The 16,846-nt window shown below is 62.3% G+C and carries 15 protein-coding genes and 1 tRNA gene; 6 read left to right on the forward strand and 10 right to left on the reverse strand.

Annotated features, from left to right (window positions below):
- The first annotated feature begins 50 nt into the window (after window positions 1-50).
- The 3 genes from C486_RS06275 (at window position 51) to C486_RS22210 (ending at window position 2,676) form a co-directional block, all read left to right on the forward strand.
- Window positions 51-269 (forward strand): HalOD1 output domain-containing protein, encoded by a 219-nt coding sequence (locus C486_RS06275; RefSeq protein ID WP_014864103.1) that lies wholly within the window; start codon window positions 51-53, stop codon window positions 267-269.
- 148 nt (window positions 270-417) lie between these two features.
- Window positions 418-2,370, forward strand: coding sequence for a 3-hydroxyacyl-CoA dehydrogenase/enoyl-CoA hydratase family protein (locus tag C486_RS06280; RefSeq protein ID WP_008454310.1), 1,953 nt, complete (start codon window positions 418-420; stop codon window positions 2,368-2,370).
- Between the two features lie 3 nt (window positions 2,371-2,373).
- Window positions 2,374-2,676, forward strand: a complete 303-nt coding sequence (locus tag C486_RS22210; protein WP_083866008.1) for a PaaI family thioesterase — start codon at window positions 2,374-2,376, stop codon at window positions 2,674-2,676.
- 103 nt (window positions 2,677-2,779) lie between these two features.
- Here the strand turns inward: C486_RS22210 and C486_RS06285 are convergent, their stop codons facing one another.
- The 3 genes from C486_RS06285 to C486_RS06295 all read right to left on the reverse strand — a co-directional run bounded on the left by C486_RS06285 (window position 2,780) and on the right by C486_RS06295 (window position 7,236).
- A complete protein-coding gene (locus C486_RS06285) occupies window positions 2,780-3,304 on the reverse strand; it encodes an Lrp/AsnC family transcriptional regulator (protein ID WP_008454312.1) in 525 nt (174 codons plus the stop codon).
- 29 nt (window positions 3,305-3,333) lie between these two features.
- Window positions 3,334-4,188, reverse strand: coding sequence for an alpha/beta fold hydrolase (locus C486_RS06290; RefSeq protein WP_008454314.1), 855 nt, complete (start codon window positions 4,186-4,188; stop codon window positions 3,334-3,336).
- A 267-nt stretch (window positions 4,189-4,455) separates the two neighbouring features.
- Entirely contained in the window at window positions 4,456-7,236 is a 2,781-nt protein-coding gene (locus tag C486_RS06295; RefSeq protein ID WP_008454317.1) for an ATP-dependent helicase, read from the reverse strand.
- 164 nt (window positions 7,237-7,400) lie between these two features.
- Here C486_RS06295 and C486_RS06300 point away from each other — a divergent pair, with 164 nt between their 5' ends.
- A complete protein-coding gene (locus tag C486_RS06300; RefSeq protein ID WP_008454319.1) occupies window positions 7,401-8,558 on the forward strand; it encodes a hypothetical protein in 1,158 nt (385 codons plus the stop codon).
- Between the two features lie 573 nt (window positions 8,559-9,131).
- Here the strand turns inward: C486_RS06300 and C486_RS06305 are convergent.
- The 6 genes from C486_RS06305 to C486_RS06330 form a co-directional block, all read right to left on the reverse strand.
- Window positions 9,132-9,635 carry a type IV pilin gene (locus C486_RS06305; protein WP_049910215.1) on the reverse strand — a complete coding sequence of 168 codons (504 nt, stop codon included), beginning with the start codon at window positions 9,633-9,635 and terminating at the stop codon, window positions 9,132-9,134.
- Between the two features lie 2 nt (window positions 9,636-9,637).
- Window positions 9,638-10,108: a type IV pilin gene (locus C486_RS06310; RefSeq protein ID WP_008454323.1), complete on the reverse strand. Its 471-nt coding sequence runs from the start codon at window positions 10,106-10,108 to the stop codon at window positions 9,638-9,640.
- Between the two features lie 600 nt (window positions 10,109-10,708).
- Window positions 10,709-10,779, reverse strand: a tRNA-Pro gene (locus tag C486_RS06315).
- Between the two features lie 89 nt (window positions 10,780-10,868).
- Window positions 10,869-11,777, reverse strand: a complete 909-nt coding sequence (locus tag C486_RS06320; RefSeq protein ID WP_008454325.1) for an RNA-guided pseudouridylation complex pseudouridine synthase subunit Cbf5 — start codon at window positions 11,775-11,777, stop codon at window positions 10,869-10,871.
- Window positions 11,777-12,352, reverse strand: a complete 576-nt coding sequence (gene cmk, locus C486_RS06325) for a (d)CMP kinase (protein WP_006185628.1) — start codon at window positions 12,350-12,352, stop codon at window positions 11,777-11,779. Before cmk ends, C486_RS06320 begins: the two co-directional genes overlap by 1 nt.
- 114 nt (window positions 12,353-12,466) lie before the next feature.
- Entirely contained in the window at window positions 12,467-13,417 is a 951-nt protein-coding gene (locus C486_RS06330; protein WP_008454327.1) for a DUF106 domain-containing protein, read from the reverse strand.
- 315 nt (window positions 13,418-13,732) lie between these two features.
- Between C486_RS06330 and C486_RS06335 the strand changes: the two genes are divergently transcribed.
- Entirely contained in the window at window positions 13,733-15,322 is a 1,590-nt protein-coding gene (locus C486_RS06335; protein ID WP_449289189.1) for a DUF7289 family protein, read from the forward strand.
- Window positions 15,323-15,327: 5 nt separating this feature from the next.
- Here the strand turns inward: C486_RS06335 and C486_RS06340 are convergent, their stop codons facing one another.
- A complete protein-coding gene (locus tag C486_RS06340) occupies window positions 15,328-15,963 on the reverse strand; it encodes an adenylate kinase (protein ID WP_008454331.1) in 636 nt (211 codons plus the stop codon).
- Between the two features lie 59 nt (window positions 15,964-16,022).
- Between C486_RS06340 and C486_RS06345 the strand changes: the two genes are divergently transcribed.
- Complete coding sequence (locus C486_RS06345; RefSeq protein ID WP_008454333.1) at window positions 16,023-16,472, forward strand: hypothetical protein; 450 nt, start codon at window positions 16,023-16,025, stop codon at window positions 16,470-16,472.
- The last annotated feature ends 374 nt before the right edge of the window (window positions 16,473-16,846 follow it).

Consider the following 16,846-nt stretch of genomic DNA (forward strand, 5'->3'; position numbering starts at 1 on the left):
CTGTGAGGCAGCGTTCGCACTGACGGTCGTCGAACTCCCCGAGAATCACGATGCATTCAGCACTCACAACGGCTCTCGCTCGTATCGCGGCCCGTAAGGGCTGTGACCGAGCCGCGTTGCCACCGCTGTACGACGCGATCGATCCCGAGGCCCTGACCGCCGTCCTCGAGTCGAACGCGGCCGTCACCGTTCGCTTCGAGTACGCGGGCTACCGGGTCGTGATCGGTCCCGACTCCGACGAGGTATCGGTGATCGACGCGGATCGGTAACCGTCACCGATCGGGCTTCCCGCCCGACCGTTACCGACGTTCGGCTCAAACTCGGATCGACGTACGCGCTGTACAACGCTCGAAAACGGGCTTAACATTGCTAATTCGGTTCGGTGGTATTAAGACCGTTCCGAGTGAGCACACGACCATGTCACTCGAACGCATTGACCGCGTTGCCGTTCTCGGCGCGGGGAACATGGGACACGGGATCACCGAAGTAACGGCCCTGGCCGGCTACGACGTCACGATGCGCGACATCAAAGACGAGTTCGTCGAAGACGGCTACGAGTCCATCGAGTGGAGCCTGCAGAAACTCGAGGACAAGGAGCTGATCGACGAATCGGCCGACGAGGTCCTCTCGCGAATCGAGACGACGACGGACCTCGAAGCGGCCGTCGCCGACGCCGACCTCGTCATCGAGGCCGCACCCGAGGACCTCGACCTGAAACACGACATCTTCACCGATCTCGAGGAGTACACCAGCGGCGACACGCTGCTGGCGACGAACACCTCGAGTCTGCCGATTTCCGACATCGCGGCGGCCGTCGACTCCTCGGAGCGCGTACTCGGCCTGCACTTTTTCAACCCGCCGGTCAAGATGGACCTGGTCGAGGTCATCTACGGCGAGGACACCAGCGACGAGGCTGCCGAGGCCGGCTACGAGTGGGTCGAGTCCATCGGCAAGACACCGATCTACGTCCGCAAGGACGTCCGCGGCTTCGTCGTCAACACGATCGTCGGCCCCTTCGGCGGCGAACCCGCGTTCATGGTCTCGAACGACGAGACGACCATCCGCGAGGCCGACGCGACGATGGTCCACGAACGGGGCTACCCGATGGGGCCGTTCGAACTCGGCGACCTCACCGGGATCGATGTCGGCTACCACGTCCGCAAGGAGGGCGACAGCCCGATCCCGCCGATCACGGAGGAGAAAGTCGAAGCCGGCGATCTCGGCCAGAAGACCGGCGCTGGCTTCTACGACTACGAGGACGGCGACGGTGCCGACTACGAACCCGAGGACGCGGGCGACTTCGACTGGCTCCGCGTCGAGGCCCGCATGATCAACCGCGCCGCGTTCCTCGTCGGTGAAGACGTCGCGACCCCCGAAGAGGTCGACACCGGCGTCCAGCTCGGGCTGGGCTTCCCCGAGGGCATCTGCCGACGCGCCGACAAGATCGGCCTCGAGACGGTCCTCGAGAAGCTCGAGACCCTGTACGAGGAAACCGGTTCCGACCGGTTCGAACCGCACCCGTACCTCGAGCAACTCGTCGCGGCGGGCAAGACCGGCGAGGAAGCCGGCGCTGGCTTCTACGACTACGACGATGACGACCTCGGCCCCTACCACGACCTGAACTACGAGCTCGAGGACGGCGTCCTGCAGGTCGAACTCGACCGGCCGTCCCGGATGAACGCGCTGTCCGAGGACCTGCTCTCCGAGATCGACGACCTGTTCTCCTCGGTCGACACCGACGAGGTTCGGGTCGCGACGATCGAAGGGAGCGGCGACCGCGCGTTCAGCGCCGGTGCGGACATCTCCGGGTTCGCCGACGCGAACCCGACCGACCTGATGGACGTCTCGCCCGGCTTCGAGACGGTCAACGACTTCCCGCGGCCCGTCGTCGCGAAGATCGACGGCTTCTGTCTCGGCGGCGGCCTCGAACTCGCGTTGGCCTGCGACCTGCGGATCGCGACCGAACGGTCGTCGTTCGGTGCGCCCGAGATCGGCCTCGGGCTGATCCCTGGCGGCGGCGGCACCCAGCGACTCACCCGCATCCTCGGCGAGACCCGCGCGAAGGAACTGGTCTTCCGCGGCAACCACATTGACGCCGACCGCGCCGCAGACTGGGGCCTGATCAACCGCTCGGTCGAACGCGAGGAGTTCGACGACACCGTTGGCGAGTTCCTCGACGATCTTCGCAACGGTCCGCCGATCGGCCTCAAAGTCGCCAAGAGGGTCATGAACGAGGGCCAAGACGCCAGCCTCGACGCCGCACTCGCCATGGAGAGCCAGGGTTTTGGCCTCCTCTCGAGCACCGACGACGTACTGGAGGGGACCGCTGCGTTCGCCGAGGACCGCGAGCCCGAATTCGAGGGCAAGTAACACATTCCCGACGGACCGGCCGAGGCGTCGGACTGGCCGGACTGGGAATCGTTCGTCCGCCGTCACGGCTCCCTGTCGTGGCTCGATCTCGAGGTCGAACACCTCGAGAACGGCCGCGCGGTCCTGGCGATCGATCAGGACGAGGACTTCGAGAATCCGGTCGGAACCGACGGACACGATCCGGTCCACGGCGGCATCGTCGCGACGCTGATCGACACCGCGAGCGCGTTCGCCCTGCGGAGCACGTTCGACGACCCCGGCGAAGCCGCTGTCGGTCGCACCACCTATCGGCTGTTCCGCGACTGATTCGACGGCGACTGATCGGTCGACTCGAGGCAGTGCTCACGAGGGCGGCCGCGCCCTTGCGTGAACGGCGACCGCTCGGCGACCGGATACCGGCGGGGAGCGGTCACCGATCGGTCCGCTCTTCGCCGAGTTCCCCGAAGATTCGCGGATCGGTCTGAAACTTGAGGACGTTGTGGACCGCCGAGTTTCGAATGTTCGAGATGACCTCCCCGTAGTCCCGATAACAGTCGTGAATCCACCGGGAGATCTCCTGGCGGTCGCGGAACATCATCACCGTCTTCCACTGGTACTCTCCGTCCGAGAGGAAGAAAAACAGGGTGTGTTTGTCCGTCTTGATGTGCTCCATCGCCTCGCGCCAGTTGTCGGCGAAGTGTTCGGGGTTGAACTTGAATTCGAACAGCGCGAAGATGTAGTACTCCTCGTTGGGAATGATCGCCTCGCGGAAGACGCCCTCGTCGCGCATCCGCCGAATCGACTCGCTGACGGTGACGTGGGAAACGTCGATGCCGTACTCCGACTCGAGGACCTGCGTGAGTTCCCGTGATGACAGCTGTGGATCGTTCGAGAGTTCGCTGAGGATCGCGATGTCGCGGTCCTTGAACTCCCAGTCAGGTGATTCGTCGCTCATGCTATCGTGACAGTTGTGGCGGCATGATGTTACGCTTGCGCTCCGGCAAGGAACTCGCGAAGGTGGTCGGCGTAGGCTGCCGGTCGATCCGCCGGCACCCAGTGATAGGCTTCCGACAGCGGTTCGAGCGTGGCGTCCGTGATGTCCGTGGCCAGTCGCTCGGCGTAGTCGTAGGGCTGCATCATGTCGTCTTCGCCCCACAACAGCAGCGTCTCGGCCGTGATCGCGCCGTAATCGATCTCGGTCGTGTGGTTCGTGTTCGTCGAGACGGCGTTGCGGACGAGCGAGACGTGTCCCGCGTCGGTCAGCCACGGCGCTTTCATGCCGTCGACGAACGCGGGGTCGGCCTCGCCGTAGGTCCCGTCGACGAACGCCGCATCGAGTCGCTCCTCGAGTGCCGCGCGCTCGAGGTCGGCGGTCGAGGGGAGACCCAGCGTCGAGACGAACTCGACGGGCCAGGAGTCGTAACAGACGGCGTTCGAGAGGACGAGTCGGGTGACCCGATCGGGGTTGTGTGCGGCGAAGCGCAGCGCGACGCCGCCGCCGATGTCGTGGGCGACGAGTGCGATCTCCTCGATACCGAGGTCGTCGAGGAGGGCTTCGAGAGCCGTCTCTTGAGCGCGGATCGAGCGGTCGAAATCGTCGCTCATCGCGGAGTTACCGTAGCCGATCATGTCGGGCGCGATCGTGCGACGGTCGTCGGCGACCGCCGGCACGATATCGCGCCAGAGGAACGACCAGGTCGGAATACCGTGGAGAAAGACGACCGGTGGCCCCGTACTTTCGTCGGAGCCGTCTTCGTGATAGGCGACCGCGAGGTCGTGACCGTCCACCGAGACCGTCGTCGACGACTGCTGCTCGGACCAGGTTTTGTGGTCGACCATTCAGCGCCCTCCGTTCGCCGTGCCACCCGTCGAACGACGAGTCACGCCGGTCCAGTGCCGATACGCGCGCCGACGGCCGGGTCGTGGGGAGCAGTCTCGTCTCACCATTGGTGTCACACCGCTAGTTCAGTTTCCAACGTGAAGTCCGTTTTGGGGAGTGTTACCGATGTTAATCGCCTCGCCCGAGAGAACGGGACAGGGGACGCGAGCAGTCCGACCGATCTGCCGCCGAGGGTGGCTCGGACGGGCGGCGCTGCTTCCGTGCGGTTATTCGTCGTCCGCTTCCCCCGTCAGCCCCGCCAGCGACTCGTCGCCGATCTCTTCGAGGACGCGCTCGTGGAACGACTGGAGGGCGGCGCTCTCGTCTTCGGCGAGGACGACATCGCTGGCCGACAGCGTGGCGAGCCCGAACGCCCGCGGCGTCGGCGAGTCGAGTTGCTGTCGCGAAACTGTGAGGTCGCCGGCGTCGATCGCTCCGACGATGGCCTCGATCTCGCCGACGTTCAGTTTATCCTCGAGAATCTCGCGATAGGTCTCCTCGATCACCGCAAACTCCTCGAGTTCGTCCGCGAAGCCGAGCAGCATCTCGCTCGAGACCTGCTGTTCGCTCGCGGACTTCTCGTAGCCCTTGTAGCGTTTGAGGATCATCAGCGAGCGCGTCGCGTTGATCCGGAAGTATCGCTGGAGCAGGTCCGTTTCCGAGAGCGACGCCCGCAGGTCCGGACGGACCTGCTCGGCCTCGAGATCGGCGATGATCCCGTCGATGTCGACCTTCCGGTTGAGCGGCATCGAGAGGACGAAGCCGTTGTCCGCGACGGCCACACGGACGTTCGCGGTCGCCTCCTGTGCACAGCGATAGGCAAGCAGCCGCGACAGACCGTCGTTGACCCGTCGACCGTACGCCGAGTGGACGTAGTAGTGACGGTCGTACTCCTCTCGGTCCTGGACGACTTCGATGGCGAGGCGGTCGGGCGTGCTCACGCTCTCCGTGCCGGCGTATCGACACTGGTGGTCGAACAGGCGGGCGATGGCCCGCACGCTGTCGTCGTCGAGGGGGAGCTCCCGGAGCCACGCGCGGACCCGCGGCGGCCCGCCGGCCTCGTAGCGCTCGAGGAGAGTGGCCTGAAACGCGAGGATTTCGCGGCCGAGATCGGACGAAAGCGGCAGTCGCTCGGAGTACCACGAGGGGACGGTCGGGCGGGCGCTCGTGCGATCGACGTAGACCTTCGAGCCCCGCCGGTAGCGATACTCGAAGTTGCTCCCACCGAGCACGAAGACGTCGCCTGTCTCCAGCGTATCGAGGTACTGCTCGTCCAACTGGCCGACCCACTCGTCGCTCGCGCGCGTGTACACGTCGCAGGTAAACGAGTCCGGGATCGTCCCGATGTTGGTCATGTAGATGACTCGCGCGAGTCGCCCCCGTTTCCCGACCAGCGGTTCGCCGACGGGGAACGCCTCGTGGTGGTGTTGGCCGTCGGGCGGGTCGTTCTCGTCGCGCCAGACCTTCGCGTAGACGTTTCGCTCCTCGAGTCCGGCGTACTCGGCAGTGAGATATCGCATCAACGACTCGTACTCATCCTCCCCGTAGTTTCGATAGGGGTCGGCCCGACGGAGGATGGCGGTCAGTTCGGCCTCGGGGCGGATTTCGGCGATCGCCATCCCGTAGACGTGCTGGGCCGCCACGTCCTGGGCGTTCTCGGGGATCGATACCGAGTCGACGAACCCCTCGGTTGCTTTCGTGAGCATGACCGCACACTCGAGGAGTTCGTCCCGGTTGAGGGCGATCACGCGCCCGGTAACGGTCTGGCCGACCCGGTGGCCCGCGCGGCCGATCCGCTGGAGCAGGGCGGCGACGGACTTCGGCGAGCCGACCTGGACGACGAGATCGACGTGGGGCATGTCGATGCCCAACTCGAGGCTCGTCGAGGTGGTGACAACGTCGAGTTCGCCGTCTTTCAACCGGTCTTCGATCCCCTGTCGGACGTCCTTCGAAAGGCTGCCGTGGTGACAGCCGGAGTTGTCCTCGTCGTAGGCGTCGAACCGCTCCCGGAGGTTCTGGAGAACCCGCTCGGCTCCGGAACGCGTGTTCGTAAACACCAGCGTGTTCGTGTGGTCCTGGACGTGCTCGTGGAGCAGCCGATAGAACCGCTCCTGGACGACCGCACGGGGCGTGTTGATCAGGTCGTCGGTCGGACACTCGAGTCGCATGTCGAACTCGCGGGCGAAGCGCGCATCGACGATCTCGTAGTCACGGGGATCGCCGCCCGGCTCCTCGCGGCCGACGAGGAACTCCGCTACCCGCGACAGGGGGTCGATCGTCGCCGAGCAGCCGATCCGCGTCAGGTCCCCCTCGGCCATCGCCTCGAGTCGCTCGAGACTGACCGCGAGGTGGGTGCCTCGCTTGCCCGCGGCCAGCGAGTGAATCTCGTCGACGATGACGTACTCGACGGTCCGAAGCTTCTCGCGGAACTTCGGCGAGTTCAGCAGGATCGCCAGCGTCTCTGGAGTCGTGTTGAGGATGTGAGGCGTCTCCTCGAGCATCCGCTGACGGTCGCTCGAAGACGTATCGCCGTGGCGGATCGCGTGACGGATCTCCCCCATCGATGCGGAACTGTCGCGCTCGGCAACGGCGGTCTCGATCCCCTCGAGTGGCACCTCGAGATTGCGGTGAATGTCGTTCGCGAGGGATTTCAGCGGCGAGACGTAGAGGCAGTAGACCGAGTTCTCGAGGCCGTCGTTGTTCTCCCGCGCCGTTCGATACAGATCGTTGATGATCGACGTGAAACTCGCGAGGGTCTTTCCGCTTCCTGTGGGCGCACAGACGAGCGTGTTCGTCCCCGCGTGAATCTTCGGGATCGCACCCCGCTGTGGCGGCGTAAAAAAGCCCTCGTTTTCGGGGACGAATTCGCCGAATTCATCGAGCCACCACTCCTGGACCGCGGGCTCGAGCAACTCGAATACGTCGCCGTCCACGATCGTCGCGTCGGCCGGATCGAAGGGAAGGGCGTCGTCGCTGACCGGCAACGAAAGGTGCTCGGTCCCGTCCATTACCGTCGTCTCGGTGGCCGGCGTGTAAGAGGGTTTGGACAGCGGGGTGAAAGTGAACGCCGAACGCTCCGGTCGAGTCGAGACTGTTCGTGTGGGTTCCCCGTCGAGTCATTTCCCGACTCCGACCACAATACAGTTATTCCATCACTATTGACATTCAAGAAATGCTATCGTCGCGTTCTCTCGGTGTTGCCGTCGGCGTTCTGCTCGTCGCGCTCCTCACGGTAGGGCTCGTCGGCGGAACGACGATCGTCGATCCCGACGGGGACGGCGTCTCCCCGCTGGACGAACTCCGCGACGGAACTGCGGTCTTCGACGGCGATACCGACGGCGACGGTCTCGACGACGGAGCGGAGAAGCGATACGGAACCGATCCAACCCGCAGCGATACGGACGGTGACGGCCTTGCTGACGGCACGGAAGTCCACGACCACGGCACCGATCCGACGGAGTCCGACACCGACGGCGACGGACTCGACGATGCCGACGAACTCGAGTCACATGGCACCGACCCGCAAACACCGGATATGGACGATGACGGTCTCCGGGACGGTACCGAAGTCCACGAGTACGAGAGCGATCCGACCCGCAGCGATACGGACGGTGACGGCCTCGCCGACGGGTCGGAAGTCCACGAGTACGGCACCGACCCGACGGAGTCCGACACCGACGGCGACGGACTCGCGGACGAGACGGAACTCCACCGACGGGCTCTGTATCCCGACGCCGACCCGCTCAGAACCGATATTTACGTCGAAGTCGACACCATGGACGGCGTCACCCTCGAGCGAAGCGCGGCCGACCGGCTCGCCGCCGCGTTCGAGGCGGCTCCGCTGGAGAATCCCGATGGCTCGACCGGCGGCGACCTGCACATGCAGTTCAACGAGACGATCCCGCGAGAAGCCTCGACCGACACCGGCGATCTGAGCCGGTATCGATCGCGCTATTTCGATCGGGAGGGAATGGGGTATCACTATCTGGTCATCGTCGAGGATATCGCCGAAGAACGGAGCCACGGGACCGTCATCGGCAAAGCCGGGCTGGGGACGATGATGGTCGAAGCACAGTCGGATCCCAAGGAGACGGGGTCGACTGTGATGCACGAACTGGGCCACTCGCTCGGCCTCTCGAACGGGGCCTTCGAGGGGATCGATACCGACCAGTACAGCTTCGCCAGTTACACGAGCGTGATGAACTACAATTCGCCGCGCGATTACTACGGGTTCTCCGCGGGTGGCTTCTTCAACGAGTTTGACGACTGGGCATACATCGACGACCACATGTTCACGCCCGCGACATCGTTCGTTTCCGACGACGAGTGACCCGCGATCGGTCCGCGACAGCCGACCGCCACCGGTGACTGCCGATCCGCGTCACTCGGCCGCGGGCGAACTGCTGGACTCCCCGGTCGTCGCCGTTACCTGACCACCCCTGACTCGTCGAGACGACCGTGGCGTGCGACGATACGTGTCCTCGACGGTCACGCTCGAGTCGCCGGTGATCGAACTCGCGTCTTGAATGTATCCGTATACTGCCTGTGGTTTTACGTCGCGATCAGATTGGAAGTCTACTTCGGCTACAAGACGGGCAGTCACGACGCTCATATTTAACACTAAATAGGACGTAAATAATCCCCACTATCGGCACGTTGATGTGCCGGATCGGCTCGAGGCCGCTTCAAAGGTGATCGATCCGGCGCCCGCGCAGGGACATCTCCTCGGGTGGAATCTCGGTCCGAAGGATGCGGCGATTCGAAATGAGGACCACTGGAGGGACACACTTATGTCTGTCGGATATACACTTCGGCCGACTGTTATATGTGTCTGATAGAGTCAGAGACGATCCTTCTCTATCGGCGCTTGACCGCTACTAAAAATGAAACCCGAACAACAGCGTTAGCTGTAGTCGAAGTTGAATTCTTCGCTTGCGACTTGCGTCTCTGTGCTGTCTTCTTCGATTACAGCCGTCGCAGTGACCGTGCCAGACGGTTCACCGGAACTGAATGAACTTGCGTTCATTTTCACATTGGTACCAGAACCGGCTGCGCCAATTGTGACGACATCCCCAGTCTTAAGACCTGTGTAGTGATCTTCGATATTATCTCCGGCATAGTCGGCGTACCAACCCTTTGTCCGAATGTCTCCCTTCAGATTGACATGGTCGGCATTACCAAGGGACGTGACTTCAACTTGGATTTCTTCTTGCTGTTCGTCGACTTCGATCGTGACGCCGGCCTGAGCCTCCTGGCTGACACTCCCGCCAAGGTCGAGGACGAACGCAGCGATCACGGCCGCAAGGATGACCGTGATAGCTACCATAAGTATAACACCAATGACAGGAGAGACAGCTCGCTGATCTTCATTTCCAACCAGCTTTGCTTTTAGATTTTCGGGATTCATCTTTAGAAGTCGTAATCTTCGCTTGCGACTTGCGTTTCGGTACCGTCTTCCTCAATGACGGCGATCGCAGTCACAGTCCCACTAGTTCCATCAAGGCCACTACCGTCGGTAAGCGTCGCTGTGTCGCCAACATTCATCGACACGTTGTCGGTGGACTTAGGCGTCGATGCATAGTCTCCCGAATAGGACGAAGGCGTAGCGCTGCCAGAGACAGTACCCGAGAGAGTGACGTAATCAGCATTGCCCATCGAAGTCACTTCAACATTGACTTCGTCGGCCTCCTCATCAACTTCAATGCTCACGCCAGCCTGAGCCTCCTGCCCGACACTCCCGCCAAGGTCGAGGACGAACGCAGCGATCACGGCCGCGAGAATGACCGTGATAGCCACCATAAGAATGACCCCAATAACCGGGGATACTGCACGTTCATTGTCTGTGCCAACTAACTTCGGTTTGAGCGTTTTCAAATCCATAGTGTTCTCACGCATCGGGCGTGAACGGTGAGAAAGCTTATCAGCACCCTCCCCAAACGGACAGGTGCGGATAGGGGATTTCGGAACCAACCTTGCGTCCCCGCTTTCTCGGGCGTCGTCACCGATGCTAATCGTGAGAGGACACCGGCTATATATAAATATGCCTGATAGTCGGAATCGTTCTCCGACCAAAGGCTTTCAAGACTGAGAATCAGCACCAACTGGAAGCCTCACAGGGTCGTCTTGAAGCCGCTCCGTCTTGCGGTTTTCCGTTATCCTCACGAACTGCATGTGTTTGTAATCCGAGATATGTGATTGAGATGCGACTAATTCGAATACCGTCGTAACTGTCCGAGCGCTTGAGCGTATATCGCAACGGGCAGCGTACAGTGGTCTGTGAAACGCCGTTGAGAGCCACGAGTGGTCGTATGGATACGAATCCACCGGAAGCGGGCACGAGTGTCTTACCTCGGCCCTGAGTCACCCGTACTGACAAACTCATCGTATTTCATGACGATATGTGGACAACTGCATCAAGAATTGCGAAATGAGACTGTTCGTACTCTATGCACGGTGGTCTTCGTTCGGAAAGACGAAAAATGGGACCGCCGAGAATTGAACTCGGGTCCTACGGACCCCATCCGCAGAGGATACCACTACCCCACGGTCCCACACGTGGACCGATGGCCGTCTGCCGCTTAAGGGTGTCGTTTCGAAGGCGGTGCGTCACCGCGTTTCGTACCCCGATGAACGGGGCCGCTCAGACGAGCACGCGCTCGAGGGACACCACGACACCGCTGTCAGCGTCGACGGCACCGACTCGCTCGCCGAGACACACCGCTGCACCGTCGGGCGTGTAACAGGCGACTAGCGATCCGTGGTCGATCCCGTCGTCGGCCTCGAGTACGCCCGGTGCGTAGACGGGCGCGCCGTTGGCCACCTCGCGGGCGGCGTTCTCGGCGATGACGACGCGCGGAATTCCCTCGAGAATCCGCTCGGCGGGATCGACGATATCGTACAGCGGCTCGGGGTCGTCGTCCTCGAGCCAGAAGCCGAGCGCGTCGAGGAAGTCGTGGGCGCTGTGGAGCGTACGGTCGTCGAACGGCTCCGTCGCCGTCCGGCGCAGGTGTCCCATGTGTGCCCCGGTGCCAAGCGCCAGTCCGAGGTCATGACACAGTTTGCGGACGTAGGTGCCGCTCTCACAACGGATTCGTAGGAGGAGCCGGCGGTCCTCGACCTCGAGGACCTCGAGATCGTAGAGTTCGCGGACGCGCAGGCGGCGCGAGACCGCACTCTTGCGCGGGGGTTTCTGATAGATCGGCCCTTCGAATTCGGCGACGACCGACTCGGCGTCGCCCGGGACCGGCGCGTGACACTCGAGGACGGCGACGTACTCCTTCCCGCCCTCGAGGAAGACCTGCGCGAGCCGGGTCGCGTCGCCGAGCATGACCGGGAGACAGCCGGTCACTTTCGGATCGAGCGTCCCGGCGTGGGCGGCACGGTCGATCGTCGACTCGACGCCGCGCTCGGCCAGTGTCTCGACGACGGCGTCCCGAAGCCAGCCGCTGATCTGATGGGAAGAGGGGCCGGGGGGCTTGTCGAGGTTGACGACGCCGAAGGTGAGCAATTCGGCGGGCGAGCGAGCCGCCGGTGGGCTACGGAGCGTCATCAGAAGTCGGTCTCGAGGTCGACGAGTGCCTTTCCTTCGTCGCCGGCGTCGTCGTAGCGCTCGACGGCCGTGACGAGCATGTCAAGGACGGCGTCGGGCTCCCAGCGGGCCGTGTTCACGGAGAGATCGTAGATCGTCAGGTCACGAATGTCGATGCCGTAGTACTCGTCGTACCGCTGGGCCTCGCTTGCCTCGCGGGCTTTCGTCTCTTCGGTCGCACGCGCGGGGTCCTTGTCCTCGCGTTCGGCGATGCGCTCGCCGCGCACCCGTGCCGGTGCGTCGAGCCAGAAGCGGAAGTCCGCCTGCTCGCCGGCCAGCCAGCCCGCGAGTCTGGACTCGAGAACCAGATCGTCCTCCGCGACGGCGATCTCGCGCAGCCGTCGATCAAGATCGCGATCGATCTCGTCGTTCTCCTCGGCGAGTTTGTTGAATTCGAGCGGGGTATAGCCGCGTTCGTCGGCCAGTTCCCGAAAGATGTCACCGCCGCTGACGTGGTCGAGATCGAAGGCATCGGCGAGTAACTCCGCAGTCGTGCTCTTCCCGCTTCCCGGCGGGCCGGAGACGGTGAGTAACATACTCCCTCTGTGAGGGGGCCGGTAAAATGGGTTTTGAATCGGGGTGCGGAGCGACGCTCTCTCAGGGCGGACGACCGGTCCGCAAGGCGAGCACGAATCTGCGAGGAGTGGCCCTCAGGCGCTCGAGGGCGACATATCGATGTTCAGCGACTTGCGCAACAGCTGGGAGAACCCCATCGAGCACAGGAAGTACCAGACGATCCAGGCCTGCATCGGACCGAATGCGCCCTCTTGCCACTCGATCTGTCCGATGAGAGGCATCACGACGGTCTGCTCTGCATCGCCGATACCGCCCGTTCGGATCGACCAGTACATCCAGAGGAACAGCGGGATCGTCAACAGCATGATCCAGACCATCGGGCGGAACTGCTCTTTGAACATGCCGAGGTTGTCCGCCATGGCCTCCATCTGCTCCTCGCGGGCGCGCTCGATCTCGTTCTCGAGGCGTTCGATCTCGGCCTCGCTTGCGCCCCGCTCTTCGGCGTCTTTCTTTTGTTTGCGGAGTTCCTTTTGCTCCTCTTGGACGGCCTGCATCCGTTCTTGGTACTTCCCCATGACCTCCGTGTTCATCAGGTTCGCCTGGAGCAGCGACGAATAGAGGCCGGTGATCAACGCGACCGAGAGGATCACGGCGTAGAACGGGAGCGCCGCATCGAGCGGGCCGAGGACGGCGTTGACCGTACTCCCGACGACGTTCTGAATCGAATCGAACCAGTAGCCTGGCATCAACAGGAGCGCGCCAACGCCCGCGAGCTTGTCCCACTGTGACCAGCTCGATTCGTCCTCGTCGATATCGACATCGGCTGCGGCGCTGCTCTCGCCGTCACCGTCGAGGGCCCGGTCGAAGGCTTCGCGATCGGCGATTTCGAACCCCTGATCGCCGTCGACTAACACTCCTTTTTCGATCAATCGCCCCCACTGGCCGCTCGTCAGCTCGTCGCTGACGTCGGCCCATTGGACCTCGCCGCCGTTCCTGTCGGCTTCCTCGCGGATCGCCTCGAGGGCGGTCGCCATCGAGGAGTCCTCGCGCACGAGGGCGTTGATCTTCTCGGCTGTACGCGTCATCTGCTTGTCCTAGGCGTCGTCCGGTATACAAGTGTTTTTCTTCGGTACTCCCAGCGGTTTCGGAACGCTCGGTGATGTGTCGCTCGACCGGCGGGGACGAATAGCATCGATGAGACAGACGCAATCGCAGTACGTGTCGCTGTGTCCGGCCTGTTACCCGTCCGGTTCCGCCGCTCGGATGCTCCAGCGGACACGGTGGGCAGTCGGATGCGATAGCGAGCAGTCCCGTAGTATTCCGGACTCTCAGTCCGATATGAACTGTTTGATCGGTCGAACGGTTTATTATTCGGACCCTCGAACTCCTGAGCGATAGAGATGGGTTCACGACGTGGTGGCGGAGCAGTTAGTCCGTCGAAAAGGGGGGTAACTGCGGTGATCGGCCTCGTGTTGTTGATCGGGTTGGTCGCAACCGTTAGCGTCGGTATCCTTCTCATCGCGGGGGACACGATGAACGGCGCGGAACAGCGGTCGGAAAACGAGCGAGTCGAGCAATCGTTCGTCGAGATGAGCCAGCAGATGGCCACGGTCTCATCGAATACCGATATCTCGCGGACGATGGAGTTCGACGCCGGCGAACGCGGGGCACTCGTCAAGACGGATACCGGAACGATCAATATTTCCGGGCCGAATCTCAACGAGACGATCTCGATTCCGATCGGTGCCGTCGAGTACGAGGGGGAAGACGGAACTCGTATCTCCTATCAAGCGGGAGGCGTCTTTCGCGAAACCGGCAACGAAACCCGGGTCGTCTCCGCGCCGCCGGTGTACTATGACAACAAGGATAACACGTTCTCGTTCCCGATCACCGAGGTCAACGACGATACGCAACTCGGCTCGGGTGATGTACGAATGTCCCACGCGGACACAACCGCATACACGAACGTGACCTATGTCGAACAGAGTACTGTGACGGTCGAAATTACGAGCGAATACTGCGTCGGCTGGGAGGCGTACTTCGACGGACAGACCGCAAACGCGGAAGGGCAAGCGATCACGGAACGGTGCGGGAACGATAACACGATGATCGTAGAACTGGGTCGGACGGAGGTTGAAGGCGACTTCAGCCAGGCGGTGTACGCCGGTGGCGGCGGGATCGAACTCGGCCATCACCACGCCGAAATCGACGGGAACGTTACGACCGACGGCGAAATCCATGGCTCGGGTGATGTCACCGGAACCGAAACCGAGGAAAACCAGCAGTCGATCCCGTCGTTCGATAGCGTGATTCAGTCGAAAATCGACGACGCCGAACGGGGAGACGGTGAACCGATCGACCTCGGCGAGAACAAGACGACCCTCGAGGGCGGCAAGACGTACTACGATCCGGACGGGTTCGATCTCCAGAACGACGTGACCGCGAATTTGGACGACGGGAACGTGACGCTCATTGTCGACGGTGATATGGACTTTACTGACAACGATCTCACGGTAGATCCGACCGGGGCCGAGGACAATACCTCGTTCCAGGTGTTCACGACTGGGGATATGGCCATAGATAACCAGGAAGTCTGTGTCGGGAGCTGTGACTACACCTCCGGCGACGCCAAATCCCTGCAGATATACGGGACCTCGTCGATGCTCATCCACGTCGGGACGGGGAACTCGAAATTCGAAGGCATCCTGTATGCGCCACGTGACGAAGGGTACGCCGAGTCGGAGGGGATCGATCACTGTAGCCACGATGTGAACGGAACGGAACCGGACGTCTGTATCGCCGGCGGTGGCGGGGCGGCCCAGATATTCGGCACTATCATGGCCGGACCGATGTACGTCGACAACAATTTCGAGGTCAAACACGACACGTCGCTGACCGGCTTCGAGCCGGACGTTCGACACGGCGTCTTACCGCCCCGACTGACGTATCTCTCGATCGCAGTGCACGAAATCGACGTCGAAAACAACTGAGTCGGTTACGCCACGTCTTCGATCGTTTCCTTCACGGCTTCCCACACGTCGTCCGGAGCCTGCGCGCCGTCGATGCGCTCTAAGTCGCCCTGCTCCTCGTAATGCTCGACCACGGGCTCGGTGTTCTCGTGGAAGACCGAGAGTCGCTCTCTGACCGTGTCCTCGGTGTCGTCGTCCCGTTGAACGAGTCGCTCCTCGACGTTTGGGTCCTCGGGTGGGTTGTACTCGACGTGGTAGATGTCACCCGTTTCAGGGTCCAGCCGTCGACCCGTCAGCCGGTGGACGAGTTCTTCTTCGCCGACATCGAGGTAGAGGACGACGTCGAGATCGGTCATGTCCTCGAGTTCTTCGGCCTGTTCTAGGTTCCGGGGATAACCGTCGAGAACGAAGCCGTCGGCCTGACTGAGTGCCTCGTCGACGATGGCGTTGACGACTTCGTCGGGAACGAGTTCGCCCTGATCCATGTACTCGCCAGGGGTGTCGTACTCGGTCTCCATGTCGGAGATGTCCATCTCCTTGTTGTTCCGCAGAGCGTCGCCGGTGGTGATATGATCGACACCGAACGCCTCGGTGATCTTTGCACTCTGTGTCCCCTTTCCTGCCCCGGGGGCACCGAGAATCAGGATTCGTGGCTGAGCCATAGGGCACGATTCAGCGGCGGCACATAAAGGCTTAAAGAATCGGGCACGATCATCCGATTATGACGCGCTTTGCTGCCGCCGAGTCCACCGAGCGACGGAGCCTGTACGTCGACGCGATCACTGCCCACCGCGAGCGCGAGAGCGCGTTCCTGACGGTCGAAGCCGACGAGAAAGCACTCGAGGCGAACGGCGAGACGCCTTCCGAACGCGGGCCTGACACCGGCGAATCGGACGGGTCAACCGACCCGGGCGTGCCATGGGTCCAGTTCGGCGACGGGACGATCAACCTCGACTGTACCGATGAGGAGCTAGAGGCACTGAAACGCCTCCTCAAATCGTTCCCTGCGTTCAAAATCGACGACCTGATCCGACCCGAAGAAGCCGAGGGAGTGAACGTGCGGATCAGCGCGAAAGCGGATGCAAACCGGATCGCCCAGTTCATCGACCGACTGTTTCTCGAGGTATACGACCTGCCGGCGGCGTTTCGCGTCTGGGTCGTCGACATCTGACTGGCATCCGATCGAGACGCCTCTGACGACCGCGTGAGTGAGATGTCGGCCGGAGGCCAGTTTTGCTCGAGCAGGCGGCGTCCGACTGACCGACTGGTCGGCCCGTAAGCGAGCGCGATCGAATCAGGTGAAAGCATCCGTCTCGAGCGGCCCAGAGATGGACAGCAGCGGTACAATAGATGGTTATTGGGAAGAACTACAAGTGATACTATCTAATCCCGACCCGGGCAGCGACAGAGAAAAGAGTATCCACCCCAAGAGGACAGTGATGCATCAACGAGGCCGAGAACGATCGACTCGAGTGGCACGGCAACGACCCGCGTCCCGGCAACCGATAGACGGCGTCAGCCGGGCGGTTTCCAAATAGATAAGTG

Source organism: Natrinema gari JCM 14663, from assembly GCF_000337175.1.
Classification (GTDB): Archaea; Halobacteriota; Halobacteria; order Halobacteriales; family Natrialbaceae; genus Natrinema; species Natrinema gari.

What these genes read in the sequence shown, in the direction of transcription:
- C486_RS06290 (WP_008454314.1), bottom strand. Translation starts at nt 4,188, where the DNA reads ATGGTCGACCACAAAACCTGGTCCGAGCAGCAGTCGTCGACGACGGTC.
- C486_RS06305 (WP_049910215.1), bottom strand. Translation starts at nt 9,635, where the DNA reads ATGAATCCCGAAAATCTAAAAGCAAAGCTGGTTGGAAATGAAGATCAG.
- C486_RS06320 (WP_008454325.1), bottom strand. Translation starts at nt 11,777, where the DNA reads ATGACGCTCCGTAGCCCACCGGCGGCTCGCTCGCCCGCCGAATTGCTC.
- C486_RS06340 (WP_008454331.1), bottom strand. Translation starts at nt 15,963, where the DNA reads ATGGCTCAGCCACGAATCCTGATTCTCGGTGCCCCCGGGGCAGGAAAG.
- C486_RS06335 (WP_449289189.1), top strand. Translation starts at nt 13,733, where the DNA reads ATGGGTTCACGACGTGGTGGCGGAGCAGTTAGTCCGTCGAAAAGGGGG.
- C486_RS06295 (WP_008454317.1), bottom strand. Translation starts at nt 7,236, where the DNA reads ATGGACGGGACCGAGCACCTTTCGTTGCCGGTCAGCGACGACGCCCTT.
- C486_RS06310 (WP_008454323.1), bottom strand. Translation starts at nt 10,108, where the DNA reads ATGGATTTGAAAACGCTCAAACCGAAGTTAGTTGGCACAGACAATGAA.
- C486_RS06330 (WP_008454327.1), bottom strand. Translation starts at nt 13,417, where the DNA reads ATGACGCGTACAGCCGAGAAGATCAACGCCCTCGTGCGCGAGGACTCC.
- cmk (WP_006185628.1), bottom strand. Translation starts at nt 12,352, where the DNA reads ATGTTACTCACCGTCTCCGGCCCGCCGGGAAGCGGGAAGAGCACGACT.
- C486_RS06275 (WP_014864103.1), top strand. Translation starts at nt 51, where the DNA reads ATGCATTCAGCACTCACAACGGCTCTCGCTCGTATCGCGGCCCGTAAG.
- C486_RS06285 (WP_008454312.1), bottom strand. Translation starts at nt 3,304, where the DNA reads ATGAGCGACGAATCACCTGACTGGGAGTTCAAGGACCGCGACATCGCG.
- C486_RS06345 (WP_008454333.1), top strand. Translation starts at nt 16,023, where the DNA reads ATGACGCGCTTTGCTGCCGCCGAGTCCACCGAGCGACGGAGCCTGTAC.
- C486_RS06280 (WP_008454310.1), top strand. Translation starts at nt 418, where the DNA reads ATGTCACTCGAACGCATTGACCGCGTTGCCGTTCTCGGCGCGGGGAAC.
- C486_RS06300 (WP_008454319.1), top strand. Translation starts at nt 7,401, where the DNA reads ATGCTATCGTCGCGTTCTCTCGGTGTTGCCGTCGGCGTTCTGCTCGTC.